The organism is Actibacterium sp. (assembly GCF_041584535.1).
Taxonomy (GTDB): domain Bacteria; phylum Pseudomonadota; class Alphaproteobacteria; order Rhodobacterales; family Rhodobacteraceae; genus Actibacterium_D.
On the sequence record NZ_JBFHDW010000448.1, the window covers coordinates 1 to 1,164 of the forward strand.

Here is a 1,164-nt window from a genome sequence, read left to right on the forward strand (position 1 = left end):
GCGGCTGGCCGACATGGCCGCCTATGCGCATTCGCTGGGGCTTGAGGTCCATGCCGGGCATGGCCTGACCTATGACACCGTGCAACCCGTCGCGGCCCTGCCCGAGGTGATGGAGTTGAACATCGGCCACTTCCTGATCGGCGAGGCGATCTTTCGCGGTCTTGGTCCGGCCATCACCGAAATGCGCCGCCAGATGGATCTGGCGCGGGACGGGGCGGCAGGATGATCTTGGGGATCGGCACCGATCTGGCCAATATCGACCGGATTCAGGGCACGCTGGACCGGTTCGGCGACCGTTTTCGCAACCGGGTCTTTACCGAAACCGAACAGCGCAAGGCCGACTCGCGCGCTGATACCGCTGGCACCTATGCCAAACGCTGGGCCGCGAAAGAGGCCTGTTCCAAGGCGCTGGGCACCGGGTTGCGCATGGGGATCAGCTGGCGCGACATGGCGGTCAGCAATCTGCACACCGGTCAGCCGGTCATGCAGGTCACCGGCTGGGCGGCTGAACGCTTGCAGGAAATGACCCCACCGGGGCACGAGGCGATCATTCACGTCACTTTGACTGACGATCACCCGTGGGCGCAGGCATTTGTGGTGATCGAAGCCCGGCCCTTGGCTTGACTCCGACACCTGTGCCGCTCATGAAGCGAGGGCAGATTTCAGGCAGGACGGGCTTATGGCGAGCAAAAGCAAACAAGACGGCGGCATCGGTGAAACCATCAAGACGGTGGTGTGGGCGCTGTTGATTGCAGGCGTGTTCCGCACGCTGTTCTTTCAGCCGTTCTGGATCCCGTCGGGGTCGATGAAAGATACGCTGCTGGTCGGCGATTTCCTGTTCGTCAACAAGATGGCTTATGGCTATTCGCGCTATTCCTGCCCGTTCGGCCTGTGCCCGTTCGAGGGCCGCATTCTGGCCCGCGACCCCGAGCGCGGCGATGTCGTTGTGTTCCGGCATCCGGGCAATGGCTCGGATTTTATCAAGCGCCTGATCGGCCTGCCGGGCGACACGGTTCAGGTCAAGAACGGCGCGCTGTTCATCAATGGCGATCCGGTCAAGCGGGAGCCCGCAGGCACCTTTACCGAGACCTATCAAAAGCAAGGCCCGGTCGGCTATTACCCGCAATGTTCGAACGCCCCGGTGGGCGAGGGCGGCGAATGCGA

General features: G+C 62.8%; 3 protein-coding genes. All 3 read left to right on the forward strand.

Annotated elements, in window-relative coordinates:
• Nucleotides 1–226, forward strand: a 226-nt coding sequence (locus ABYW26_RS14645) for a pyridoxine 5'-phosphate synthase (protein ID WP_372605652.1), incomplete at its 5' end; no start/stop codon positions are given.
• Nucleotides 223–624, forward strand: a complete 402-nt coding sequence (gene acpS, locus ABYW26_RS14650) for a holo-ACP synthase (RefSeq protein ID WP_372605653.1) — start codon at nt 223–225, stop codon at nt 622–624. The genes ABYW26_RS14645 and acpS, both read left to right, overlap by 4 nt.
• A 55-nt stretch (nt 625–679) precedes the next feature.
• Nucleotides 680–1,164: signal peptidase I (gene lepB, locus ABYW26_RS14655; RefSeq protein WP_372605654.1), on the forward strand; the 485-nt coding region annotated here is incomplete at its 3' end.